The sequence below is a fragment of the Staphylococcus coagulans genome (assembly GCF_002901995.1).
In the GTDB taxonomy this organism is placed as follows: Bacteria; Bacillota; Bacilli; order Staphylococcales; family Staphylococcaceae; genus Staphylococcus; species Staphylococcus coagulans.
Map to the genome: position 1 here is coordinate 18113 of NZ_PPQN01000106.1, position 291 is coordinate 18403.

Consider the following 291-nt stretch of genomic DNA (forward strand, 5'->3'; position numbering starts at 1 on the left):
CGTCTGCATCAGCGTCGGCATCCGCGTCAGCATCGGCATCAGCATCCGCATCAGCGTCAGCATCGGCATCCGCGTCTGCGTCAGCGTCGGCATCCGCGTCTGCGTCAGACTCATCTTCTTCTATAATGATTCTTGTTGAAGTTTCATCCACTGAATCATCCGGATATGTGACTTTTATTGGCACTTCTATTGATGTCCCTGGTGTCGCATCTTTTGGTGGCGTTACTGTTACTGTTCCTGTATTTGGATCTACTGTTATTTCCCAATCCTTCGGAATGTCTGCTCCATTTG

The 291-nt window shown here is 49.5% G+C and carries 1 protein-coding gene; it reads right to left on the reverse strand.

Annotated elements, in window-relative coordinates; translation table 11 throughout:
- Window positions 1-291 (reverse strand): YPDG domain-containing protein (locus CD118_RS12130; protein ID WP_206167726.1); only part of this gene is annotated, 291 nt, incomplete at both ends.